Origin of the sequence: Streptococcus sp. 4155, from assembly GCF_013276695.1 — a bacterium.
Taxonomy (GTDB): domain Bacteria; phylum Bacillota; class Bacilli; order Lactobacillales; family Streptococcaceae; genus Streptococcus; species Streptococcus pseudopneumoniae.
Window position 1 is genome coordinate 21,782 of the sequence record NZ_VMLM01000013.1, and the last position, 6,000, is coordinate 27,781.

Genomic DNA, 6,000 nt, shown 5'->3' on the forward strand with positions numbered 1-6,000 from the left:
AGCAAACTAGGAAGCTAGCCGCAGGCTGCTCAAAACAGTGTTTTGAGGTTGCAGATGGAAACTGACGAAGTCAGCTCAAAACATGGTTTTGAGGTTGTAGATAAGACTGACGAAGTCAGTAACCATATCTACGGCAAGGCGAAACTGACGTGGCTTGAAGAGATTTTCGAAGAGTATTAGGATGACTTTCTCTTGATTTGCTTAATAAAGTAGAAGATAAATCCTGCTACCATATAGGCAACAAAGATAATCAGACACCACTTAAACACAACATTCCAACCCTTGTTCACATTCAAAAAGAAGTAAGGGAAAGGATTATCCTTGGCATTTGGAATATTGAGTTTTAGAACCAAGCCATTAAAAAGAGCAAACATCATATACAGCAAGGGTAAAATGGTCCACACTGCTGGATCCCAAATCTTATATTGACCCTGTTTGTCAAAAAAGAGGGTATCCGCTAAAAACCAGATGGGAACGATATAGTGGCAAAGGAAATTTTCTAGGGTATAGAAATTAGTCGCAATGGGCGCCAAGAGGAAATGGTAAATCACACAGGTAATCATGATACTCATGGTGACCCCACCTTTTAAGCGCAAGAGACTTGGCCTTTGCCAATTTTCACCTACACGGCTCATAACCTTTAGAAGATAAAGGGTAAAAATAGTTACCAAGAGGTTGGACAGAACCGTGTAATAGAGAAGCATCCCAAAACCACCATGCTTAGTAATTTCAAGATAAACTCCCGTAAAAGCCGCTAGAAACAAGAAGATACGGCTATAAAATACAAGTTTATAGTGTTTTGACATGCTTAAATCTTCCTCACAAACTCTGATTTAAGTTTCATGGCACCAAAACCATCAATCTTACAGTCGATATTGTGGTCGCCTTCTACGATGCGGATATTTTTCACGCGCGTCCCTTGTTTCAAATCTTTTGGCGCACCTTTTACTTTCAAGTCCTTGATGAGAGTTACTGTATCACCATCAGCCAATTTATTTCCGTTGGCATCGATAGCGACAAGACCTTCTTCTACTTCTGCAACTTCAGCAGGATTCCACTCATGAGCACACTCTGGGCAAACCAGTAGGGCACCGTCTTCGTAGACATACTCTGAGTTACATTTTGGACAATTTGGTAAATTGTTCATGGTTTCTCCTTATCATCATTCACTATTCTTTGAAAATCAAAATTTCTCGAACAGCAACTATTATACCCTAAAATCAGCATTTTGACAAATTTAGAAAAAAACCGATATCAATCTATCGGCTTTTCTACATTTACATTCTTTTTTCAGCTTCTGCTTTGATTTTTTCAACTACTTCTTGAATGTTCAAACCAGTTGTATCAAGGTAGACAGCATCCTCTGCTTGTTTGAGAGGAGAAGTCTCACGATGACTATCCTTGTAGTCACGCGCAGCAATTTCCTTTTTTAGGGTTTCAAGGTCTGTTTCAATTCCCTTGGCAATATTTTCCTTGTAACGGCGCCCTGCTCTCTCATCAACAGAAGCTACTAGGAAAATTTTCAATTCTGCTTGTGGCAATACAACAGTTCCAATATCGCGACCATCCATGACAATCCCACCTTGCTGGGCAATTTCTTGTTGGAGAGAAACTAGTTTCTCACGCACTTGAGGAATTGCTGCAATAGCAGAAACATGATTGGTCACTTCATTTTCACGGATAGGATGGGTAATATCCACATCTCCTACAAAAACAAGCTGGTCTCCAGTTTCTGAACGTCCAAAGCTGATTGGATGCTGGTCCAACAAGGTTAGAAGGGCTTCGACTTCTTCAACTCCTAATTGGTTCTTAAGAGCCATATAGGTCGCTGCACGATACATAGCTCCTGTATCAAGGTAGGTGAATCCAAAATCCTTAGCAATAATCTTTGCGACCGTACTCTTACCGCTGGAAGCAGGACCATCAATAGCAATTTGAATTGTTTTCATATCGGCTCCTATTTTATTTTTATAACATCACCTGGATTAGCAAACCAAGATCCTGTAGCCATGTGCCCAGGATTCAAGGCCTCTAACTGAGCAATGGAGATTCCTGCACGAGCGGCAATAGCTGCTTCCCCTTCTCCTGCGAGAACTTTAATCGTTCCTTCAGGATTAGCAGCTTCTTCTGAACTACTAGAAGTAGATTCTGGCTCTGAACTCTGCTCAGGCTGAGAACTGCTTGAAGATGAGACTTGTACTACACTTGCATCAGAATCATGAAAGTCTTTTAAGGCTGCTGTGCGATTACTCCCCCCCGATGATAGATAGATGAGAACGATGACCATCACCACCACAATTACAAAGAAAATACTAGCTAGGATCGTCAAAATACGATTAGCCATCCTATCAGCCCCTCCGTGGTTTCGATGCCGACGCTCTGCTCTTGCTTCTTCTTGATCATAAATATCTTCTTGCCACGGTTCTTTTGCCATACCTTACTCCTTGTTTTTTTTTACTTTTCTTATTACAATATAAATATGAACATGAAAATCACACTTATACCTGAACGATGCATCGCCTGTGGGCTTTGCCAAACTTATTCTGACTTATTTGATTACCACGATAATGGAATCGTGCGTTTTTACGATAATCCTGACCAACTGGAAAAAGAAATTTCTCCTAGTCAGGATGTCTTAGAGGCTGTTAGAAACTGTCCGACACGTGCCTTGATTAAAAATCAACACTAATCTCTCATAGTAAATTGACAAGAACGTTTCACTCTTTCTAGTTTAGCATATTTCCATGTAAAATTATAGTCTTTTCACTTTATTTTTTTCTGTAAAATCAGGAAGGTCACTTTTTTCTTTGATAAGATAAAGTGGTCTTTTTTTAGTCTCTAAATAAATCTTACTGTAACTTAAAATCTAAATTTCTCAATGAGAATAGACCTCTACCATTCTATTTCCTTTACCCTTTTTACAAATTCATTCCACTCTTGTCTACAATCTTTAGATAGGCATATATCCGTATAATTGAACGATAAATCTTTAATATTCTTCCACCAATCAAAAGAATTTCCCGCTTCTTCTGTTTCTATTCTTTTGTTAACTACTTCAACAATTGTATTATCTATCTCTTCCTTGTCATCTAAACTTAGAAATCTCCATTCAATGCCATTTGTATAAATTACTTTTTTATACCATAAAAGGTCTCCAATAAGTTGTCCCATCTCTCCAGTTATATGTTCAAAACTGTTCGATATGGTTGATTTGATTTTTTCCTCTGTAATTAAACTATAATTTAAATTCTTAACTTCCACGCATCCTCGAAGTTTCTTCCATTCTTCAATTTTTATACTTTTCCTAGATTTGTTTTCATAAGTCTTATCTAAAATAACTATATCAGGAAAATTACTTAGACCATAATAAATTTGTCCCAAACCCCTTCTTTGTCTTCCGAAGACATATCTTTTTGATAAACTATCTTTTAAAGTTGGCTTAATTATATCAGCAACTAAAGGATACAGTTCAACCTCTACATAATTTTGTTTCTTTATTAGCCCGATTTCTTCAGTATAATCCTCTTTACTTAGCATAAAATAACCCTCCTGAATGTTTTATTTATTAAGTTATCGTCTTTGCAGTAAATTTATTCCACATAGTTCATTTATATCATGTCAAATCCCTAATTTTTTTAAAAATCACTCAAGTTCCAGACCAAAAGAATTATAATTACAAAAAAGTGACTGCGCCAGATAATTCCTACTTTTTCATGATCTATGATAACTTTTTTCTTTGATAAGATAAAGTGGTCTTTTTTTAGTCTCCAAATAAATCTTACTGATATATTTACCGAGAATCCCAATAGTCAAGAGTTGAATGCCTCCAAGAAAGAGAATAACAGCCATCAGAGAGGTCCAACCAGATGTCGGATTGCCCAAGATAAGGGTCCGAAACACCACAAAAACAGTCATCACAAAAGAAATAAAACAAGATAGGAGTCCCGCCACAAAGGCGATAATCAGGGGAAAATCTGAAAAATTAACAATCCCTTCAATGGAGTAGAAAAAAAGTTGCCTCAAACTCCAACTGGTCTTGCCAGCCTGCCTTTCGACATTTGGATAGTCCAAATAGTAGGTTTTGAAACCCACCCAGGCGAAGAGCCCCTTTGAAAAACGATTGGACTCGGTCAAGCTTAAAATGGCATCGACTACAGACCGTCTCATCATGCGAAAATCACGGACACCTGATGGCAGGGCTACTGGACTAATTTTTTGCATAAGGCAGTAAAAGAGATTAGCACAAAAACTGCGAAAGAAGGGTTCTCCCTCCCGACTAGTTCTCCGTGTTCCAACACAGTCTAAATCTGCATTCTGGTCTAGTAAGTTTTTCATCTCAAGCAACATACCAGGAGGATCCTGGAGGTCTGCATCCATTACCACCACCGGATCTCCTGTCGCATATTGCAAGCCTGCATACAGAGCTGCTTCTTTGCCAAAATTTCGCGAGAAAGAAATATAATGCACTGCCGGATTTTGTTCCCGATAGGCCTTTAAGAGTTCCAAGGTTCCATCACTTGATCCATCATCGACAAAGACATACTCGATTTCTGTTTCCAAGTCAGGAATCAGAGCTTCCAGAGCCTGATAAAAAAGAGGAAGTACTTCCTCTTCGTTTAAACAGGGGACAATGATTGATATCACCATCTTAGTCTTCGAATCCATTTGGATGCTTGCTTTGCCAACGCCATGTATCTTCACACATTTGGGTGATGCCGAGTTCTGCTTCCCAGCCCAGTTCTGCTTTGGCTTTTGCAGGATCTGAATAGCAGGCTGCGATATCCCCTGGGCGACGGTCTACGATGCGGTAAGGAATTGGGCGTCCCACTGCTTTTTCCATATTTTGGATAATTTCAAGAACTGAGTAGCCTTTACCTGTTCCAAGGTTATAAACGTTTAGGCCTGAACCTTTTTGGATTTTTTTCAGAGCTGCGACGTGACCTTTAGCCAAATCGACAACGTGGATATAGTCACGAACACCAGTTCCATCTTCGGTATCGTAATCGTCTCCAAACACTTGCACTTGCTCTAATTTCCCAACAGCTACTTGAGTCACATATGGCAAGAGGTTGTTTGGAATACCGTTTGGATTTTCTCCTAGGTCTCCACTTTCATGGGCTCCGATTGGGTTGAAATAACGAAGCAAGACCACATTCCATTCTGAGTCTGCCTTGTAGATATCTATCAAAACTTCCTCTAGCATGAGCTTGGTACGACCGTATGGATTGGTCACTGAAAGTGGGAAATCTTCCAGGATTGGCACTGTATGAGGATCTCCGTAAACTGTCGCAGAAGAACTGAAAATGATGTTCTTACAGTTGGCTTCTTCCATAGCTTTCAAAAGGCTAAGAGTTCCTGCGATATTGTTGTCATAGTAGGCAAGAGGAATACGAGTAGATTCTCCAACAGCCTTCAAGCCAGCAAAGTGAATGACCCCTGTTGGTTCTTCTTGTTTGAAAATGTCACGAAGAGTATCTATATCACGGATATCTGCCTCATAGAAAGGTACTTCAACTCCTGTAATTTTCTCAACAACTTCTAAACTTTTGCGATTGCTGTTGACAAGGTTATCCACCACAACAACCTGATGACCTGCTTGGATTAACTCAATAACAGTGTGGGTTCCGATAAAACCTGCTCCACCCGTTAGCAAAATCTTTTCTTGCATCTTAATTCCTCGATTCTCGGATTATTTTTTCTTATTTTACCATTTTTGATAGGGAATGTCATTTGCCATCCTAGAGGGTAAGATAAAATTTCAGTAAAATGCTTATACTCTTCGAAAATCTCTTCAAACAACGTCAGCTTCGCCTTGCCATGGGTATGGTTACTGACTTCGTCAGTTCCATCCACAACCTCAAAACAGTGTTTTGAGCTGACTTCGTCAGTCTTATCTACAACCTCAAAGCAGTGCTTTGAGCAGCCTGCAGATTACTTCCTAGTTTGCTCTTTGATTTTTGTTGATAAAAAGAAATGCTCCTCCACGATGGAAGAGCATTT

Annotated in this window: 8 protein-coding genes and 3 pseudogenes; 2 read left to right on the forward strand and 9 right to left on the reverse strand. The window is 39.3% G+C overall.

What is annotated here, in order from left to right; genetic code table 11:
- The first annotated feature begins 54 nt into the window (after window positions 1–54).
- Entirely contained in the window at window positions 55–180 is a 126-nt protein-coding gene (locus HT715_RS12215; RefSeq protein WP_258953690.1) for a hypothetical protein, read from the forward strand.
- On the opposite strand, the gene HT715_RS01830 is transcribed toward HT715_RS12215, so the two are convergent.
- The 4 genes from HT715_RS01830 to HT715_RS01845 all read right to left on the reverse strand — a co-directional run bounded on the left by HT715_RS01830 (window position 177) and on the right by HT715_RS01845 (window position 2,434).
- Window positions 177–806 carry a Pr6Pr family membrane protein gene (locus HT715_RS01830; RefSeq protein ID WP_016397631.1) on the reverse strand — a complete coding sequence of 210 codons (630 nt, stop codon included), beginning with the start codon at window positions 804–806 and terminating at the stop codon, window positions 177–179. The two genes, HT715_RS12215 and HT715_RS01830, sit on opposite strands and share 4 nt — an antisense overlap.
- A gap of 2 nt (window positions 807–808) precedes the next feature.
- Complete coding sequence (locus HT715_RS01835; RefSeq protein ID WP_001061591.1) at window positions 809–1,147, reverse strand: zinc ribbon domain-containing protein YjdM; 339 nt, start codon at window positions 1,145–1,147, stop codon at window positions 809–811.
- A gap of 130 nt (window positions 1,148–1,277) precedes the next feature.
- Window positions 1,278–1,949 carry a (d)CMP kinase gene (gene cmk / locus HT715_RS01840; RefSeq protein WP_138707132.1) on the reverse strand — a complete coding sequence of 224 codons (672 nt, stop codon included), beginning with the start codon at window positions 1,947–1,949 and terminating at the stop codon, window positions 1,278–1,280.
- 8 nt (window positions 1,950–1,957) lie between these two features.
- Window positions 1,958–2,434, reverse strand: coding sequence for an SAG1386/EF1546 family surface-associated protein (locus HT715_RS01845; RefSeq protein WP_001040900.1), 477 nt, complete (start codon window positions 2,432–2,434; stop codon window positions 1,958–1,960).
- A gap of 51 nt (window positions 2,435–2,485) precedes the next feature.
- On the opposite strand from HT715_RS01845, the gene HT715_RS01850 reads away from it, so the two are divergent.
- Window positions 2,486–2,689 (forward strand): ferredoxin, encoded by a 204-nt coding sequence (locus tag HT715_RS01850; RefSeq protein ID WP_080564678.1) that lies wholly within the window; start codon window positions 2,486–2,488, stop codon window positions 2,687–2,689.
- A 63-nt stretch (window positions 2,690–2,752) separates the two neighbouring features.
- Here HT715_RS01850 and HT715_RS01855 read toward each other — a convergent pair.
- The 5 genes and pseudogenes from HT715_RS01855 to galE form a co-directional block, all read right to left on the reverse strand.
- Window positions 2,753–2,854, reverse strand: a pseudogene (locus HT715_RS01855) (group 2 glycosyl transferase); the annotation flags it as partial.
- Window positions 2,855–2,892: 38 nt separating this feature from the next.
- Entirely contained in the window at window positions 2,893–3,537 is a 645-nt protein-coding gene (locus HT715_RS01860) for a hypothetical protein (protein WP_172922803.1), read from the reverse strand.
- 174 nt (window positions 3,538–3,711) lie between these two features.
- Window positions 3,712–3,903: pseudogene (locus HT715_RS12365) on the reverse strand (glycosyltransferase); the annotation flags it as partial.
- A 183-nt stretch (window positions 3,904–4,086) separates the two neighbouring features.
- Window positions 4,087–4,665: pseudogene (locus tag HT715_RS12370) on the reverse strand (glycosyltransferase family 2 protein); the annotation flags it as partial.
- Window positions 4,649–5,668, reverse strand: a complete 1,020-nt coding sequence (galE, locus tag HT715_RS01870) for a UDP-glucose 4-epimerase GalE (RefSeq protein WP_001156507.1) — start codon at window positions 5,666–5,668, stop codon at window positions 4,649–4,651. The pseudogene HT715_RS12370 and the gene galE, both read right to left, overlap by 17 nt.
- Between the last annotated feature and the right edge of the window lie 332 nt (window positions 5,669–6,000).